Annotated in this window: 16 protein-coding genes and 1 pseudogene (1 of these 17 only partly in view); 9 read left to right on the top strand and 8 right to left on the bottom strand. The window is 69.3% G+C overall.

The genetic code is table 11. The features are described from left to right. A protein-coding gene (gene tyrS, locus FOF45_RS07875) for a tyrosine--tRNA ligase (protein WP_158983705.1) crosses the window boundary here: on the bottom strand, window positions 1–218 show its 5' end (the start). The gene continues 1,003 nt to the left of window position 1, outside the view; only the first 218 of its 1,221 coding nucleotides appear in the window; the start codon lies at window positions 216–218; its stop codon lies beyond the left edge, outside the window. 193 nt (window positions 219–411) lie between these two features. On the opposite strand from tyrS, the gene FOF45_RS07870 reads away from it, so the two are divergent. Then, on the top strand, window positions 412–1,851 hold the full coding sequence (locus FOF45_RS07870; RefSeq protein WP_158983703.1) for a peptidoglycan DD-metalloendopeptidase family protein: 1,440 nt from the start codon (window positions 412–414) through the stop codon (window positions 1,849–1,851). 7 nt (window positions 1,852–1,858) lie between these two features. Next, window positions 1,859–3,022 carry an anhydro-N-acetylmuramic acid kinase gene (locus FOF45_RS07865; RefSeq protein ID WP_158983701.1) on the top strand — a complete coding sequence of 388 codons (1,164 nt, stop codon included), beginning with the start codon at window positions 1,859–1,861 and terminating at the stop codon, window positions 3,020–3,022. A gap of 7 nt (window positions 3,023–3,029) precedes the next feature. Here the strand turns inward: FOF45_RS07865 and FOF45_RS07860 are convergent, their stop codons facing one another. From FOF45_RS07860 to FOF45_RS07850, 3 genes are all read right to left on the bottom strand, one after another. Then, window positions 3,030–3,365, bottom strand: a complete 336-nt coding sequence (locus FOF45_RS07860; RefSeq protein ID WP_158983699.1) for a hypothetical protein — start codon at window positions 3,363–3,365, stop codon at window positions 3,030–3,032. Window positions 3,366–3,568: 203 nt separating this feature from the next. Continuing rightward, complete coding sequence (locus FOF45_RS07855; protein WP_158983697.1) at window positions 3,569–4,900, bottom strand: AmpG family muropeptide MFS transporter; 1,332 nt, start codon at window positions 4,898–4,900, stop codon at window positions 3,569–3,571. Next, entirely contained in the window at window positions 4,897–5,670 is a 774-nt protein-coding gene (locus FOF45_RS07850; RefSeq protein WP_158983695.1) for an exodeoxyribonuclease III, read from the bottom strand. Before FOF45_RS07850 ends, FOF45_RS07855 begins: the two co-directional genes overlap by 4 nt. Window positions 5,671–5,747: 77 nt before the next feature. On the opposite strand from FOF45_RS07850, the gene FOF45_RS07845 reads away from it, so the two are divergent. The 3 genes from FOF45_RS07845 (at window position 5,748) to FOF45_RS07835 (ending at window position 7,685) form a co-directional block, all read left to right on the top strand. After that, entirely contained in the window at window positions 5,748–6,284 is a 537-nt protein-coding gene (locus tag FOF45_RS07845) for a GNAT family N-acetyltransferase (RefSeq protein WP_158983693.1), read from the top strand. Continuing rightward, window positions 6,281–6,943: an orotate phosphoribosyltransferase gene (gene pyrE, locus FOF45_RS07840; RefSeq protein WP_158983691.1), complete on the top strand. Its 663-nt coding sequence runs from the start codon at window positions 6,281–6,283 to the stop codon at window positions 6,941–6,943. The genes FOF45_RS07845 and pyrE overlap by 4 nt, the downstream gene beginning before the upstream one ends. Window positions 6,944–7,025: 82 nt before the next feature. Continuing rightward, on the top strand, window positions 7,026–7,685 hold the full coding sequence (locus FOF45_RS07835) for a hypothetical protein (RefSeq protein ID WP_158983689.1): 660 nt from the start codon (window positions 7,026–7,028) through the stop codon (window positions 7,683–7,685). A gap of 189 nt (window positions 7,686–7,874) precedes the next feature. Here the strand turns inward: FOF45_RS07835 and FOF45_RS07830 are convergent, their stop codons facing one another. The 3 genes and pseudogenes from FOF45_RS07830 to coaBC all read right to left on the bottom strand — a co-directional run bounded on the left by FOF45_RS07830 (window position 7,875) and on the right by coaBC (window position 11,965). Further along, window positions 7,875–10,193 (bottom strand): phosphomannomutase/phosphoglucomutase, encoded by a 2,319-nt coding sequence (locus FOF45_RS07830; protein ID WP_158983687.1) that lies wholly within the window; start codon window positions 10,191–10,193, stop codon window positions 7,875–7,877. Window positions 10,194–10,206: 13 nt separating this feature from the next. Next, the gene (gene dut, locus FOF45_RS07825) at window positions 10,207–10,665 is read right to left on the bottom strand and encodes a dUTP diphosphatase (RefSeq protein WP_158983685.1); all 459 of its coding nucleotides are present in this window, start codon (window positions 10,663–10,665) and stop codon (window positions 10,207–10,209) included. 83 nt (window positions 10,666–10,748) lie between these two features. Beyond that, window positions 10,749–11,965 (bottom strand): annotated as a pseudogene (gene coaBC / locus FOF45_RS07820) (bifunctional phosphopantothenoylcysteine decarboxylase/phosphopantothenate--cysteine ligase CoaBC). 207 nt (window positions 11,966–12,172) lie between these two features. Here coaBC and radC point away from each other — a divergent pair. The 4 genes from radC (at window position 12,173) to FOF45_RS07800 (ending at window position 15,936) form a co-directional block, all read left to right on the top strand. After that, a complete protein-coding gene (radC, locus tag FOF45_RS07815) occupies window positions 12,173–12,847 on the top strand; it encodes a RadC family protein (RefSeq protein ID WP_158983683.1) in 675 nt (224 codons plus the stop codon). A 71-nt stretch (window positions 12,848–12,918) separates the two neighbouring features. Further along, window positions 12,919–14,607 (top strand): arginine--tRNA ligase, encoded by a 1,689-nt coding sequence (argS, locus tag FOF45_RS07810; protein ID WP_158983681.1) that lies wholly within the window; start codon window positions 12,919–12,921, stop codon window positions 14,605–14,607. After that, window positions 14,608–15,426, top strand: a complete 819-nt coding sequence (locus FOF45_RS07805; protein ID WP_158983679.1) for an SPOR domain-containing protein — start codon at window positions 14,608–14,610, stop codon at window positions 15,424–15,426. 117 nt (window positions 15,427–15,543) lie between these two features. Beyond that, window positions 15,544–15,936, top strand: coding sequence for a hypothetical protein (locus FOF45_RS07800; RefSeq protein WP_158983677.1), 393 nt, complete (start codon window positions 15,544–15,546; stop codon window positions 15,934–15,936). A 25-nt stretch (window positions 15,937–15,961) separates the two neighbouring features. On the opposite strand, the gene FOF45_RS07795 is transcribed toward FOF45_RS07800, so the two are convergent. Then, window positions 15,962–16,822 carry an NAD(P)-dependent oxidoreductase gene (locus FOF45_RS07795; protein WP_158983675.1) on the bottom strand — a complete coding sequence of 287 codons (861 nt, stop codon included), beginning with the start codon at window positions 16,820–16,822 and terminating at the stop codon, window positions 15,962–15,964. Window positions 16,823–16,832: the final 10 nt, after the last annotated feature.

The following is a 16,832-nucleotide window of genomic DNA, read 5'->3' as shown; positions in this document are numbered from 1 at the left end:
AAGATCACCTGGTGCCCCAGGTCCTGGAACTGGCGCATCTTGTTCAGCAGGACCGTGTGCCCCAGGTGCAGGTCCGGCGCGGTCGGGTCGAAGCCGGCCTTGATCCGCAGGGGGCGGCCGAGCTTGAGGCGGGCCTCGAGCTCCTCGCGCTTGAGGATCTCGTCGGCACCGCGGCCGATCAGGTCGAGGGCTTCTTGGTGGGGGGTCTGGGGGGCCAAAGCTGGGACTCGCTACGTGAATGGTGAACGCGCAATGCGATCACGATCATGGATTTGGGTTAAATGCGGGTTAAACATAACCGCTCGGGTTTGTGACGAAAAACCCTATTCAGCTCAAGGGTTTGACGCACACTGCTCGCGTCACTATGGTAACGCCGCTACACAGCCTTCACACCTGCGCGGGATTTCCAACATGACAGCATCCGACAGCGGTACGGATCGACGCCAACGCCTCAAGGCGAAGCGCGAAGCCGCTCTGCACCGCACGGTGCTCGCCCGCCAGAATTCCGACGGATTCACCGGCCGCTGGTCGCGTCGCCAGTGGGCGCACGCGAGCCTGTTCGCAACGCTCGGCGTGCTCGTCGCTGCGATCGTGCCCGGTTTCGGCCCGACTTCCAACGCACAGCCCATGCATGCGCAGCGCAGCTCGCTCGCGCTCGCGCTGCCGCCGCTTCCGCTGGCGCGCCTGAAGGGCCATAGCGGCGACAGCTGGCAGATCGTCCGCATCCAGCGCGGCCAGACCCTGGGCGCGGTGTTCGAGGACATGGACATCTCCGCCTCGGACATGCATCTGCTCCTCGACGCGGTCCCGCAGGACAAGTCGGTGCTGACCCGGCTCAAGCCCGGCACCGAACTCGCCTTCGACCTTCCGGTCAGCGGCGAGCTGCGCACGTTCCGCTACGACCGCGACGACAGCCACCGCGTCGAACTGACCCTCGCCGGCGACAAGGTCACCGAGAAGGTGCTCGTGCGCCCGACCGAGACCCGCACCGTCGTCATCAGCGGCAAGGTCGGCAAGTCGCTGTTCCGTTCCGGCCGCAAGCTCGGCCTGACCGGCAGCAACCTCAACACGCTGACCGACGAGATCTTCAAGTACGACATCGACTTCAACGAGGACGTGGGCGCGAACGACCGCTTCAGCGTCGTCGTCGAGCAGACCTGGCGCGAAGGCGAATTGCTGCGCACCGGTCCGGTGCTGGCCGCCACGTTCACCACCGGCGGCAAGCTGCATACCGGCTTCCGCTTCGAGCGCGACGGCAAGTCCGAATACTTCACCGGCGACGGCCGTCCGCTGAAGAAGAGCTTCATCCGCATGCCGATCCCGTATGCGCGCCTGACCTCGAACTTCGGCACCCGCCGCCATCCGGTGCTGGGCCGCACGCGCATGCACAAGGGCGTGGACTACGCCGCACGCACGGGCACGCCGATCATGGCCGCCGGCGACGCACGCGTGAAGTCGGCCGGCTGGATGGGCGGCTACGGCAACGCGGTGGTGCTCGACCACGGCCGCGGCTACAGCACGCTGTACGGCCACATGTCGCGCATCGGCAAGATCCGCGCGGGCCAGCGCATCGCGCAGGGCACGGTGATCGGCTACGTGGGCAGCACCGGCATGTCGACCGGCCCGCACCTGCATTACGAATTCCGCGTCAACGGCGTGCACCGCAACCCGCTGTCGATCACCATGCCGCCGCCGGAACCGCTGTCGGGTGTCGCGCTGGCGCAGTTCCGCGCGCAGACCTCCGTCGCGCTGGCGCGGATCCAGAAGGTCGAGAACATCATCTACGCCGATGCCGGCAGCGCCTCTCCGGCCGCCGCCGAGGCGAAGAAGCCGGCCAAGACCAAGGCCTGAGCCCGACATGCCGGCCTTCACGACCGGGCCCGCACGCGGCCCGTTCGATGGACTCTTCGTCGGCCTGATCTCCGGCACCAGCGCCGACGGCATCGATGCCGCGCTGGTGCGCTTCACTCGCAACGACCACGACCACGTCGAGCTGGTGCTGGGCCGCACCTACGCGTGGGACGAAGGCCTGCGCGAGCGACTGGTCGCCCTCGGCCAGGGCGGCGAAGCACAGTCGCTGGACGAGCTCGCCACGTTCGACGTGCAGATCGCCGAGGCATTCGCGGCGGCCGCGGTCGAATTGCTGCGCGAATCCGGCACGAATCCCGCCGACGTCCGGGCGATCGGCTCGCATGGGCAGACCGTGCGCCATCGCCCCGAAGGCGCACGTTTCGACGGCCGCCATCCTTTCACCTGGCAGCTCGGCGACGGCAACCTCATCGCCGAACGCACCGGCATCGCCACGGTCGCCGACTTCCGTCGTCGCGACGTCGCCGCGGGCGGGCACGGCGCGCCGCTGCTGCCGGGGCTGCACGCGGCCCTGCTGCACGCGGCGGACGAAGACCGGGCCGTGCTCAACCTGGGCGGCATCGCCAACTTCACCCTGCTGCCGGCGCAAGGCGCGGTGCGCGGCTTCGACACCGGCCCGGCCAACTGCCTGCTCGATGCGTGGTGCCTGCGTCACACCGGTCGCGCCTACGACGCCGGCGGTGCGTTCGCCGCGCAGGGCCTACTCGACGCCGACCTGCTAGCGCGCCTGCTGGACGAGCCGTGGTTCATGCTGCCGCCGCCCAAGAGCACCGGGCGCGAGCAGTTCCACCTGGCCTGGGTCGAACGCCGTCTGGCCGGTAACGAATCGCCCGCCGACGTGCAGGCCACGCTGCTGGAGCTGAGCGCGATCACCATCGCCGATGCCCTGCGCGCACAGCAGCCGCACACGCGGCGCGTGCTGGCGTGTGGCGGCGGCGTGCACAACCCGCGCCTGCTCGAACGCATCGGCGCGCAGTTGCCGGGCGTGATCGTGGAATCGACCGCGCGCCACGGCGTGGACCCGGATTTCGTCGAAGCGATGGGTTTCGCGTGGCTGGCGCGGCAGACCCTGGCCGGCCTGCCCGGCAATCTTCCCAGCGTCAGCGGTGCGGTCGGCCCGCGTGTCCTGGGCGCGGTGTATCCCGCGGCCTGAGCCGCACTCAGCTCTTCTGCGCGTAGGCCATGAGGTCGCGGTCGACGTCGGTCAGGCCGCTCGATTCGAGCGTCTGCGCCTGCACGTCCCCCGGCCGGTCCATGCGGCCGATCAGCGAGAAACCCGGATCGCTGGGGATGCCTTCCAGCGCGTTGATCGCCGCCTGCAGCGCACTCGCGTCGGTCTCGCTGAAGCGCGCGGCCATCTCGGCCTCGCACGCGAACAGGCCGTGCTCGAGCAGGTGCATCAAGGCTTCCTGCAGCGGCCAGCTGCGCGTCGCGGCGATGCGCTTGATGCGATCCAGCAGCAGCGGGTCGATGTCGTGCAGGATGATGTCGGTCATACGGTCGTTCCCTTGATCAAGCACGGGGGCACTTGGTCATTGCGCAACAGGCGCGGTGAGGCGCGCACCGGGTCGGCGCACGGCCAGGATCAGGCACAGGAGCAAGGCAGGTACGCCGATCAGGGCCGTTCCCGCGAAGAATAGCGAATCGGTCCCGGAAAAAACTGCGGGCGATTTCCGATTGCGGGCGCTCCGATCGGCCATCAGGCTCCCGCGCCCTCCGATCGTTCAGGACTGGACGTGCCCGCGCTCCCCAAGGATTGGTCGATCATGCCCCGGCGCAACATGAACACGTACAGCAGTATCCCGGGGAGGGCCGCGAGTGTGGTCAGCAGGTAGAACTGCACGTAACCGAGCTGTTCGATGAGCGCGCCAGCGGTGGTGCCGGTCAGCAGGCGACCCACGACGCTCGCCGCCGCCGAGAGCAATGCGTACTGCGTTGCGGTGTACGCCAGATTGCACAGCGCCGACAGATAGGCCACCACCACCACGCCGCCGATGCCGCTGGCGAAGTTCTCGAAGCCGATGGTGAACGCCAGCAGCGCGTTGGAATGTCCGTGCGCCGCAAGCCACGCGAAGCTGAGATTCGACGCGCCCATCATCACCAGCGAGATCAGCACCGACCGCTTGAGCCCGATGCGGGCGTATAGCGCGCCACCGACGAAGATGCCGATCAGCATCGCGAAGAAGCCCAAGCCTACGTCCCAAGTCGCGATCTCGTCGTTGCTGAAACCCAGATCGTTCAACAACAAGCGCAGGGTAAGGTTGGCCAGCGTATCGCCGATCTTGTGCAGCAGCACGAACAGGAGAACGAGGAATGCGCCACGGCGACGAAGGAACTCGCTGAGCGGGCCAATCGTCGCGTGCCACGCCTGACGCCATCCGCGGTGCTCGCTCACCACGATGTGGCGCTTCGGTTCGCCGAGCACCAGACCGACCAGCAACGCGGGCAAGGCCAAGCCGGCGCACAGCAGATACGCCAAACCCCAACCACCTCGCGCCGCCACGTACAGCGCCAGAGAACCGGCGATCACCGCGCCCAGGCGCCAGCCGTACTGCGACATGCCCGAGCCCACGCCGAGCTGCTCGGGGCGCAGCGTTTCGATTCGATACGCGTCGATGACGATGTCATATGTCGCACCGGCGATGCCGACGGCGACTGCGGCCATCGCCACTTGGGTAAGGCTGGCGCTTGGATCGAGCATGCCGAGCCAGATGACGCTCGCCATGACCAGCACGCCGGCGAGAATCAGCCACGACACGCGCTGCCCCAGTCGCCCCAACACCGGCAGGCGGAATCCATCGACCAGCGGCGCCCAGAGGAACTTCAGGTTATAGGCCAGGAACGCCAGCGAGAAAGCGGTGACGGCCTTCTTGTCTATCCCGTCCTGCGCCAAGCGCGTAGTCAGCGTCGCGCCGATCATGCTGTACGGAAATCCGGACGAGATACCGAGGAACAGCGCCGCGATCGGCCCTCGCTGCAGGTAGGGGCGCACGCTCATCGGCACGCGCTGGATCCAGTCGCTTGAACTCATTCGGCGTAGTCCACCGTAAACGGCGCATGGTCCGAGAAGCGCGGCTCGCGCAGGATCGAGCACGCCTTCAGCTTCGGCGCGAGCGACGGCGTGACGAGTTGATAGTCGATGCGCCACCCCACGTTGTTCGCACGCGCGGCGCCGCGGTTGCTCCACCACGTGTAGTCCTGGCCTTCGGTATGCAGCGCGCGGTAGGCGTCGACCCAGCCGGAGGTGTCCACGCACAGGCCGTTGAGCCAGTCACGCTCGGGCGGCAGGCAACCGGAGTTCTTCTGGTTGCTGCTCCAGTTCTTGATGTCGAGCTTCGAGCGCACGATGTTCCAGTCGCCGCACAGCACGTAATCGCGGCCGCTCGCCAGCCATTCGTCCAGGTGCGGCTTGAGCCAGTCCATCACCTTGAACTTGAATCCCTGGCGTTCCTCGCCCGAGGAGCCGGACGGGATGTAGAACGAGACGACGCTGAGGTTGCCGAAGCGCGCTTCGATGTAGCGCCCTTCGTCGTCGAACGGCGACCAGCCCATCGAGGTGCGCACTTCATCGGGTTCGCGCCGGCTGTAGATCGCCACGCCGCTGTAGCCCTTCTTCGTGCTCGCGTCCTTGAACCAGGCGCGATAGCCCTCGGGCAGGAACTGCGGGCCGGCCAGCTGGTGTTCCTGCGCCTTGGTTTCCTGCACGCACAGGACGTCCGCGTCCTGCGTGCGGAACCAGTCGAAGAACCCCTTGTTGGCGGCCGAGCGCAGGCCGTTGGCGTTGAAGCTGATGATGCGCATGCGCACTCCACGGAATGTCGGGCGATCATAGCCCGGAGCGGCGCTGCAAAAGGGGCGCAGGGCCTATCATGGCGGGCATGTCCGTCGTCACCGCCCGCATCGTCCGCGTCGCGCCCATCCTCGATCCCGACGAGCCCGCCGCGAAGGCGGTCCGGGCGCTGCGGGTGACGCAGGAGCAGTACCGCTTCGTCGGCGAGACGGCCTTCAACCTCGGCGACACCCTGCGCGATCCGATGAGCGAGGCGATGGCGGTATGGGCCGGCGACGAAGTCGTGGGTTTCTACCGGCTCGATTTCGCACCCAACGCGGTCGTCGGCCGTTCGCTCGGCGTGCCCAGCGTGGGCCTGCGCGCATTCGTGATCGACCACGGCCGCCAGGGGTTGGGCTACGGCGCGCAGGCCATGACGGCCTGCTGCGAGGACCTGCGCCGACGCCATCCGGACCGCGCCCTGCTGGTGCTCACCGTGAACGTCGCCAACCCGGCTGCGATCGCGGCTTATCGCAAGAGCGGCTTCGTCGACACCGGCGAACTCTTCAACGGCGGCAGCGCCGGCCCGCAGCACATCATGCTCCGCACCCTTCGAACTCACGCCCCCGCGACCGCCACGCCATGACCGACCACCGCTCCCGCTTCCTGCAACTGGCCCTGCAGGCCGACGCCCTGCGCTTCGGCGACTTCACCCTCAAGTCCGGCCGCCAGAGCCCCTACTTCTTCAACGCCGGCCGGTTCGATTCGGGCACGGCGATGGCCGGCCTGGCCGGCTGCTACGCCGACGCGATCGACGCCCACGGCGTCGCGTTCGACCTGTTGTTCGGCCCGGCCTACAAGGGCATTCCGCTGGCGACCGCGCTGGCCTGCGAGTACGCACGCCGTGGCCGCGACCTGCCGCTGGCGTTCAACCGCAAGGAAGCCAAGACCCACGGCGAAGGCGGCAACCTGATCGGCGCACCGCTCGCCGGCCGCCGCGTGCTGATCGTCGACGACGTGATCACCGCCGGCACCGCGATCCGCGAAGCGCTGGGCCTGATCGCCGACGCCGGCGGCATCGCCGCGGGCATCGTCATCGCACTCGACCGCCAGGAAGCCGTGGACCCTGCCACTTCCCGACGCTCCGCGGCACAAACGGTCGCAGCCGACCACGGTCTGCCGGTCATCGCGGTGGCGACGCTGGGCGACCTGCTCGCCTTCGCCGGCGATCGCGCGGAGCTGTCCGGACAGCGCGAGCGCCTGCTGGCCTATCGCCAGGCCTATGGCAGCGAGGCGAATGCCTGACGCCTTCGCCGGACGCGCGCGATGGCGTGAGTCTTGCATGATCCTTGCCTCATACCGTCCACGTTCGAAGCTCACTGCGCCCATGAACAAGTCCCTGCCGCTGCTCGCCTGCACCCTGATGTTCGCCGTCGCCGGCGTGTCGCTGGCCGCGCAACCGCAGAAGGGCAGCAACGCCAAGGCGAAGAAGCTGTACTGCTGGGAAGAGAACGGCCAGAAGGTCTGCGGCGACGCGCTCCCGGCCCACGCCGTGGACAGCGCGCGCACCGAGATCAACTCCAAGAGCGGCCTGACCACCGGCCAGATGGGGCGCGCGCTCACCGGCGCCGAACTCGTCGCCGCCCAGGCGCAGGCGCAGGCGAAGAAGGAAGCCGCGGTGCTCGCCGAAGCTGCAGCCCGCCGCGATCGCGCGATGGCCGAGTCCTATTCGACCGAGGAAGACCTGCGCCGCGCGTTCGGCGAGCGCCAGGCGGTGATGGACGAGACGATCAAGGCCTCGCGCCTTGGCGTCGAAGGCCGCCGCCAGAGCCTGATCAGCCTGCTGCGCCGCGCGGGCGAAAGCGAGCTGGAAGGCAAGGTCGTCGCCAAGGCCCAGCGCGAGAAGGTCAGCACCCAGCACGAGCTGCTCCTGCGCCAGCAGGAAATGCTGGTCCAGCAGCTGGCCGAGCGCGAGCAGATCGACGAGGCACTGGCGGCTGCGCTGGAGCGCTACAACGCGCTGAAGAAGCCCGCCGACGGCGGCTGATCCGAGCCGATCGGATCGCCTGAAGCGGGCGGCGACTCGCCGCCATGCTTGCCCACGCATCGCACGTGGGGATGACGAACTCCCGGAATCGACACAGCGGGCATCGTCACCCGCCGTCCCTGCGATTCCTTCGATCAAACACGCGAGGCGCGCCATGCCATTCGCACGGCGCGCCCCGGTCGCTGCGCGTCAGAACGGCAGCGTGAGGTCCGGCTTCAGCGCGAGCAGCTGGGTGCGGAAGTCGTTCTTGATCCGCGCCAGCGCCTCGGGCGAATCGGCATCGAAGCGCATGACCAGCACCGGCGTGGTGTTGGACGCGCGCACCAGGCCCCAGCCGTCCGCGTAATCCACGCGCAGGCCGTCGATGGTCGACAGGCGCGCGCCTTCGAACTGCGCCTCGTTGCGGAAGCGCTCGACGAAGGTGTGCGGGTCGCCATCGGGCGCGTCGACCTTGATCTCCGGCGTGGACACGCCGTTGGGCAGCGCAGCCAGCGTTTCCGACGGCGAGCGCGGCTGCGCGGCGAGGATTTCCAGCAGGCGCGCGGCGGCGTAGATGCCGTCGTCGAAGCCGTACCAGCGCTCCTTGAAGAAGAAGTGGCCGCTCATCTCGCCGGCCAGTTCCGCGTCGGTCTCGCGCATCTTGGCCTTGATCAGCGAGTGACCCGTCTTCCACATCAGCGGGCTGCCGCCGTGGCGCAGGATCTGGCCAGGCAGGCGACCGGTGCACTTCACGTCGTACAGGATCACCGCACCCGGGTTGCGTTCGAGCACGTCGGCGGCGAACAGCATCAGCAGGCGGTCGGGGAAGATGTTCTCGCCATCGCGCGTGACCACGCCCAGGCGGTCGCCGTCGCCATCGAAGGCGATGCCCAGGTCCGCTTCCAGGCGCTGCACCATCTTGATGAGGTCGGTGAGGTTGTGCGGCTCGCTCGGGTCCGGATGGTGGTTCGGGAAGGTGCCGTCGATGTCGCAATACAGCGGCGTGACCTCGGCGCCGATCGCGCTGAGCACGCGCGGACCGATGTCGCCCGCCACGCCGTTGCCGGCGTCGACCACCACCCGCAGCGGGCGGTCGATCTGCACGTCGGAGGCGATGCGCTGGACGTAGTCCTCGGAGATGTCGCGCTGGACCAGCGAACCCAGGTCGGCCAGTTGCAGGCGATCGTCGGCGATGCGGGCGTACAGGTCGACGATGGCGTCGCCGGACAGGGTCTCGCCGCCAACCACGATCTTGAAGCCGTTGTAGTCCGGCGGGTTGTGGCTGCCGGTGACCGACACGCACGAGCCGGCGCGCAGGTGGTAGGCGCCGAAGTACACCACCGGCGTCGGCGCCAGGCCGATATCGATGACGTTGCGGCCGGCCTTGCGCAGGCCGGAGATCAGACCTTCGACCAGGGTCGGGCCGGACAGGCGGCCGTCACGGCCGACCACGATGTCGGTCAGGCCCTTCTCGTGCATCAGCGAGCCGACGGACTGGCCGATCAGCTCGGCCACGCCGGCATCCAGCGTCTGCCCGACCACGCCACGGATGTCGTAGGCGCGGAAGATGCCGCGGTCGATGGCGACCGGACGGGACGGGCTGGCGGGCTTGGGCGGGGTCACGGGCGTGGGCTTCGGCGTCGGGGGACTGGCCTCCATGCTCTCCGCCAGCGTCTGAACCGGACCTTCCTCGTCGGCTTCGGCGGCCTTGCGCCGCAATTTGATATGAGGTGCGCGCCAGGTCAGGAAGGCCAGCAGCAGCATGACCGCCGCCGCGATGAAGCAGGCCAGTGCGTCCAGCCCGAACGGGCCGCCGGCCACGTCCGGCACCGCCGCAGCCACGCGCAGGTCACTGCCCGGAATCTTCTCCGCCAACGCCTCGGCACCGCCGGCCAGCTGCTTGTCGCCGCGCTCCACGGCGCTGTAGCCGCCCTGGCGCAGGGCCAGGTAGGTGTCATCACCGACCGACGCATCTTCGAGGCCGCCACTGACCTTCTTCAGCGGCAGGCGCGCGTAGGCAACGGCGACCGGCTGGGTACCGCTCAGCACCGGCGCGGCCATCGCGAGCTGCGGGCCGCTGCCGTGGCGCACCAGTCCGGCGACCGGCTTGCCCGCCTCGATCGCCGCCTCGATCACACCCATGCGGCCATAGCCGCTCTTGGGCAGCGAGGCGTATTCCGCGGACAGGTCCAGCGGCAGCACCGTCACGTCGGCGGCGCCCTTCCAGTCCTTGGCGAGTGCCTGCGATGCGGTCGCCAGATCGCCGGCGGCGATGGCGTTCTGCACGGCCGGCGTCGCCAGGCGGGCGGTCAACTGCTTCTGCTCCGACGACAGCGCCAGACGCGCGGCATCGACCGCCTCGTCGCGCGCCTGCGTGACGGACACGCGGCGCGCGCCGTCGCGGTGCAGTTCCCACCCGCTCCAGGCGAACCAGCCGGCCAGCAGCACGAACAGCCCGACCAGCACCGGCAGCAGCACCTTCAGGCGCGCGGCCGAAGCCGACACTTGTCCCATTTCCAGACCCTTCATCGACTTCCCCTTGTCAGCGCACGCCGGTGTGGCCGAAGCCACCGGCCCCGCGCGCACTGGTTTCGAATTCTTCCACCACCTGCAGCGTCGCCCGCACGATCGGCAGGATGACGAGCTGGGCGATGCGATCCCCTGGCTGCATCGTAAAAGCCTCGCGACCGCGGTTCCAGACGCTGATCAGCAGCGGCCCCTGGTAATCGGCGTCGATCAGCCCGGTACCGTTGCCCAGCACGATGCCGTGCTTATGGCCCAGTCCCGAACGCGGCAGGATCACCGCGCACATCGTCGGATCGCCCAGGTGGATCGACAGGCCCGACGGCACCAGCGCGGTATCGCCTGGCTGCAGCGTCAGCGCATCGTCCAGCGCGGCGCGCAGGTCGAGTCCGGCGCTGGCTTGCGTGGCATAGGTCGGCAGCGGCCATTCGCCGCCGAAGCGCGGATCGAGGATCTTCAGTTCAAGCGTATGGTTCATGCGTCCGATCGTTGGGTATCGAGCCAGTATGGAAGGCGCGCGGTGCGCGGTAGGTGACGCAAGGGTCGTGCCAGCGGCGCGCGTCAGGTCGGCATGCGCGCGGCGACCAGTTCGAGCAGCGCGTCGGCCAGCGCTGTCTTCGGCGCGGGACCAAGCGCCTGCGCGAGACCGTCGGCCGCGTACACGGTGAGCGTGTTGTCGTCGCTCTCGAAACCGCTGCCGGCCACGCCGACGCGGTTCGCGGCGATCAGGTCCAGGCGCTTGTTCTCCAGCTTGCCGCGCGCATACGCCTCGACATGGTCGGTCTCGGCGGCGAATCCCACCACCAGTCGCGGCCGCTGCGCGTGCGTGGCGATGTCGGCGAGGATGTCGCGCGTGCGCACCAGGGTCAGGGTCAACGTGTCCTGCCCGGCGGTCTTCTTGATCTTGTTGGAAGCGGCCTGCGCAGGCGCGAAATCCGCCACCGCCGCCGCGCCGATGTAAACGTCGGCCGGCAGCTGCGCCAATACCGCCTCGTGCATCTGCGCGGCCGAACGCACGTCGATGCGCTGCACGCCGGCGGGCGTCGGCAGCGACACCGGGCCGGCCACCAGCACGACCTGCGCGCCGCGCTGCGCCGCGGCCTGGGCCACGGCGAAACCCATCTTCCCGCTGCTGCGGTTGCCGATGAAGCGGACCGGATCGATGTCCTCGTAGGTCGGCCCCGCGCTGACCACGATCCGCAATCCCTGCAGCGAGGCGCTCATGCGCCGCCCCTGCGCAACGCGGCGACGATCTCCTCCGGCTCGCTCATGCGACCCGGACCCGATTCGCCTTCCGCGAGCGGACCGTCGTTCGGCCCGACCACCTGCATGCCGCGCGCGCGCAGCGTCGCCATGTTGTCCTGCGTGGCCGGGTGCAGCCACATGCGATGGTTCATCGCCGGCGCCACGGTCACCGGCGCGGTTGTCGCCAGGCACAGCGTGGTGACCAGATCATCGGCGAAACCGTGCGCCAGCCGCGCCAGCGTGTTGGCCGTCGCGGGCGCGATCACCACGCGATCCGCCCAGCGGGCGAGTTCGATGTGACCCATCGCGGCTTCGGCGGCGGCATCCCACAGCGAGGTGCGCACGGGCCGGCCGGACACGGCCTGGAAGGTCGTCGCGCCGACGAAGTGCTGGGCGTTCTCGGTCATGGCCACGGTCACCTCGGCACCGGCGTCGCGCAGTCGGCGGACCAGCTCCGCCGACTTGTACGCGGCGATCCCTCCGCAGACGCAGAGCAGCACCTTCTGTCCTTGCAGGGAACCGGGCTCGACCATCGGGCAAATACCTACTGCGATAACCGCATTTAGCTTACCCGAAGGCATGCGAAACCCCTGCGGCGTCCGCCGCCGCGATTCGCTGGAATAGGCACCAGTGGAGGCCGGGCGCCCGGCGGTCAGGGGAGCGCGACGGCACACCGCGCCGACCGTCGGGCGCCGGCCGCCCACTTCCACATCGACGCCACATCGACGACGGGTTCCCGCATGCACATCCGAGACTGGCCCAGCGAGGAACGACCGCGCGAACGCCTGCTCGCCCACGGCGCCGCGGTCCTCAGCGACGCCGAACTGCTGGCGATCTTCCTCGGCTCCGGCCTGCGCGGCCGGGACGCGGTGGCGACCGCGCGCGATCTCCTGCAGGCGCACGGTCCGTTGCGGGTCCTGCTCGAACGCCCGCCCACGGAACTGGCGCGCCTGCCCGGCCTCGGCCCGGCGCGCGCATGTGCGCTGGCGGCGGCGCTGGAACTCGGTCACCGCATGCTCGGCGCGGATCTGAAGCGCGGGCTGCTCCTGAGCGATCCGCGCTCCGCCGGCGACTATTTCGCCCAACGCCTGCGCGGCCGCCCCCACGAAGTGTTCGCGGCCCTGTTCCTCGACACGCGCCACCGCGCCATCGCCTTCGAGGAACTCTTCCGCGGCACCATCGACGGCGCCGAGGTGCACCCGCGCGAGGTCGCCGCCCGCGCCCTGGCGCTCAACGCCGCCGCGGTCATCGTCGGCCACAACCATCCCAGCGGCAGCCCCGAGCCCAGCGCCGCCGACCGCCTGCTCACCGACCGGCTCAAGGAGGCGCTGCACCTGCTGGACGTGCGCCTGCTGGACCATTTCGTGATCGGCGACGGTCCACCGCTGTCGATGGCCTCTCGCGGCGCGATCTAGCGGCGGCCCGAGACCGCCGCCCGCGGGGCCTCGCGTACAATGCCCGGTCCCGCAGCACCCCCAGAACTCCCGTGAAATCCACTCTCCGCGCCCTCGTGGCGCAGGCCATCGACGCCCTTCGCGCCGCCGGCACCCTGCCGGCCGACCTCGCCACGCCCGAATTCGTGATCGAGCGTCCCAAGTCGCTGGCGCAGGGCGATTTCTCGACCAACGCGGCCATGCTGCTCGCCAAGCCGGCCAAGGCGAACCCGCGCGCGATCGCACAGGCGCTGGTCGATGCGCTGCCGCAGACGGGCGAACTGGCCAAGGTCGAGATCGCCGGACCGGGCTTCATCAACTTCCACGTCGACGAATCCGCGTGGCGCCGCCAGGTCGGCGAAGTGCTGACCCAGGGCGCGCGCTACGGACGCAACGAAGGCGGCAAGGGCCATCGCGCCGGCGTCGAGTTCGTTTCGGCCAACCCGACCGGCCCGCTGCACGTCGGCCACGGCCGCGCGGCGGTGATCGGCGACTGCATCGCGCGCGTGCTCGACGCCAACGGCTGGGACGTGGCGCGCGAGTTCTACTACAACGACGCCGGCGCGCAGATCAACAACCTCGCCATCTCGGTGCAGGCCCGCGCGCTCGGCCACGGCCCGGAACATCCCAGCTGGCCGGAAGACGGCTACCGCGGCGACTACATCAAGGACGTCGCGGCCGCGTACCTGCGCGGCGACAGCGTCGAAGTCGAAGGCCACACCGTCACCGGCGCGAAGGACGCGCAGGACCTCGACGCCATCCGCCAGTTCGCCGTGGCCTACCTGCGCCGCGAGCAGAACCTGGACCTGGAAGCCTACGGCGTGTCGTTCGACGTGTACTTCCTCGAGTCGTCGCTGTACGGCGACGACAAGGTCGAGGAAACCGTGCGCGAACTCGTCGCCCACGGCCACACGTACGAGGAAGGCGGCGCGCTGTGGCTGCGCACCACCGACTTCGGCGACGACAAGGACCGCGTGATGCGCAAGTCCGACGGCACGTACACCTACTTCGTGCCGGACGTCGCCTACCACCGCAGCAAGTGGCAGCGCGGCTACGAACGCGCGATCACCGAGCTGGGCGCCGACCACCACGGCTCGCTGGCGCGCGTGAAGGCCGGCCTGCAGGCGCTCGATTGCGGCATCCCGCAGGGCTGGCCGGAATACGTGCTGCACCAGATGGTCACCGTGATGCGCGGCGGTGAGGAAGTGAAGCTGTCCAAGCGCGCCGGCAGCTACGTGACGCTGCGCGACCTGATCGACGAGGTCGGCCGCGATGCGACGCGCTGGTTCCTGATCGCGCGCAAGCCCGATTCGCAGCTCACCTTCGACATCGATTTCGCGCGCAGCCAGTCGCTCGACAACCCGGTGTACTACGTGCAGGTCTCGCATGCGCGCATGTGCGGCCTGATGCGCCAGCTGAAGGAGCGCGGCCTGTCGTTCGATGCCGCCAACGGCATCGCGCAACCGCTCGACCTCGAAGACACCGCCGCGCGCGAACTCATCGCCACGCTGCTGCGTTACCCCGATGTCGTCGAAACCGCGGGCCGCGACCTCGAACCGCACCAGATCGCCGTGTACCTGCTCGAGCTGGCGCAGACTTTCCAGACGTACTACAACGACCACCAGTTCCTGGTCGACGACGCCAACACCCGCGATGCACGCCTCGTGCTCGCCACGGCGACGCGTCAGGTGCTGGCGAACGGTCTCGAACTGCTGGGCGTGAGCGCCCCCGAGGTGATGTAAGTGGCAGCACGGCGTGGTAAATCGCAGGCCAAGCGCAATTCCGGTGGCGACAGCGGCCTGCCCGGCTGGGCATGGATGGTGCTCGGCATCCTGCTGGCCGTAGTGGCGATCCTGGTCGCACCGAAGTACCTCAAGTCCGGCGGCGACGGCTTCTTCCGTCCGCAGCCGAATCCCGACGCGCAGCCGGCCACGGTGTCGAGCGCCGAGGACGAGGCGATCGCCGAGGAAAGCGCGCCCGCGCCCGCCAAGGGCGGCAAGCGCGACGACGCGAAGAAGGACACCGACTACGACTTCTACACCCTGCTTCCGGGCAAGGAAGTGCCGATGTCCGATGCCGAACTCGCGGCCAGCGAGCAGGCCGAGGCGCGTCGTCAGGCGGCCGGCCGCAACAAGCCCGAGCCCGCGCCGGCCGAAGCGCCGAAGCCGGTCGCGACCCAGCCGACCGCCACGCTGCCGCGCCCGGTCGAATCCGACACGGTGCCCGCACGTACGCCGCAGGCGACGCCCGCACCCACCACCGTAGCGAGCGTCACGCCGGCCACGCCGACCGCGAGCGAGACCAAGCCCGTGGCCGCCACCGACGACGGCACCCGCTACCTGCTCCAGGCCGGCGCGTTCCAGGCATCGGGGCAGGCGGAGGAGATGAAGGCGCGCATCGCGATGCTCGGACTCAGCGCGCGCGTCGAATCGGCCGCCATCAACGGCAACACGGTCTATCGCGTGCGCATGGGGCCCTATGGCACCGCCAGCGATCTGGCCGACGCCAAGCGCAAGCTCGCCGGCGGCGGCTTGCCGGCGATGGCGATCAAGGTGAAATAAGCGACGGGCCGCACATCGCGGCCCGTTCGCTTTGCGGACCCCGCCCACAACGCGACCGCGGTCACCTCGCGCATCGTCGGGCCGCGGCTAGACTGCCGCCAGCTGCGAGGGGATCGCATGAAGAACCGCATTCTTTGGGGCTGCGTCGCGGCATTGGGCCTGCTGACGCTGTTCGCCCTGCTCACGTTTGTCTTCCACACCCGCCTGAACCAGGCGCTGATGACGCCGCTCGGCGAGTTGCCGCTGCTGGACCTGTTCGGCGTGCTGGTCGCGATGACTGTCGGCGGCGCCATCGCCGGCCCGCGTTTCCGCTGGATCGCGGTCGCGCTGATCTCGGCCGTATGGCTGCTCAGCGTGTTCGTGCTCTCGCGTGCGCCGAACCTGTCGATGGTCGGCGTGGTGAAGTACAACCTGCTCGCGATCGTGCTGAACCTGGTCCTCGCCTGGGGCGGCGCGATCCTCGGCCCGCAGCTGCTGGCGCGCTATCGCGCGCGGCGCGCGGCGCACTGACGCGCCACGCCCGGGATGCGGCGGATCAACCGCCGCGCTTGAGGGTGATCAGCGCCGAGGTATCGGCTTCGCCCTGGCCGCGCTCGATCAGCTCGGCGTAATCGGACAGCGCCTGTTCCAGCGTGCTCATGCGCAGGCCGGTATCGCGCGCGATCGCACTGACGATGCGCAGGTCCTTGAGCATGTGCGCACTCTTGAAGCCCGGCGCGAACTCGTCGCGCAGCATCGTCGCGCCGCGCTTGTCGAGGAACCAGTTGCTGGCCGCGCCGGCCATCAGCGTCGGCAGCAGCTTGTCCGCATCCAGGCCGAGCTTCTCGGCCAGCGCGAGGCCTTCGCACACGGCTTCGTTGATGCCGGCCACCAGCACCTGGTTGACCGCCTTGGTCGCCTGGCCCGCACCGGTGTCGCCCATGTGGGTGATGCGCGCGCCATAGCACTCGATCACCTCGCGCCCCTTCTCGAGCACGCCGCCATCGCCACCGACCATCACCGACAGCTTGCCGTTGCGCGCGCCTTCCACGCCGCCGGATACCGGCGCGTCGAGGAAACCGATGTCGTGCGGCGAGAGCAGCGCGGCGCAGCGGCGCGCGGTCTCGACCGCGACGGTGGAATGGTCGATCACCACTGCACCGGGCTTGAGCACCTCCGCCAGCGCGGCCACGTTCTCCAGCACGTCGGCGTCGAGCGACACGCACAGGACCACCACGTCGCAATCGGCGAAGTTCGCCGCCGAACGCGCGGCACGCACGTTCAGCTCCGCGGCCAGTGCGTCGGCCTTGGACTGCGTGCGGTTGCCGACCGCGGTCAGCAGGCCCTTCGCATGGAGGTAGCGGGCCATCGGTGCGCCCATCGCGCCCAGGCCGATCAATCCAACTTTCATCGTCATTTTTCCGCTT

The organism is Lysobacter panacisoli (assembly GCF_009765165.1).
Taxonomy (GTDB): Bacteria; Pseudomonadota; Gammaproteobacteria; order Xanthomonadales; family Xanthomonadaceae; genus Lysobacter_J; species Lysobacter_J panacisoli.
This window is presented reverse-complemented; position numbering and strand designations above follow the sequence as displayed.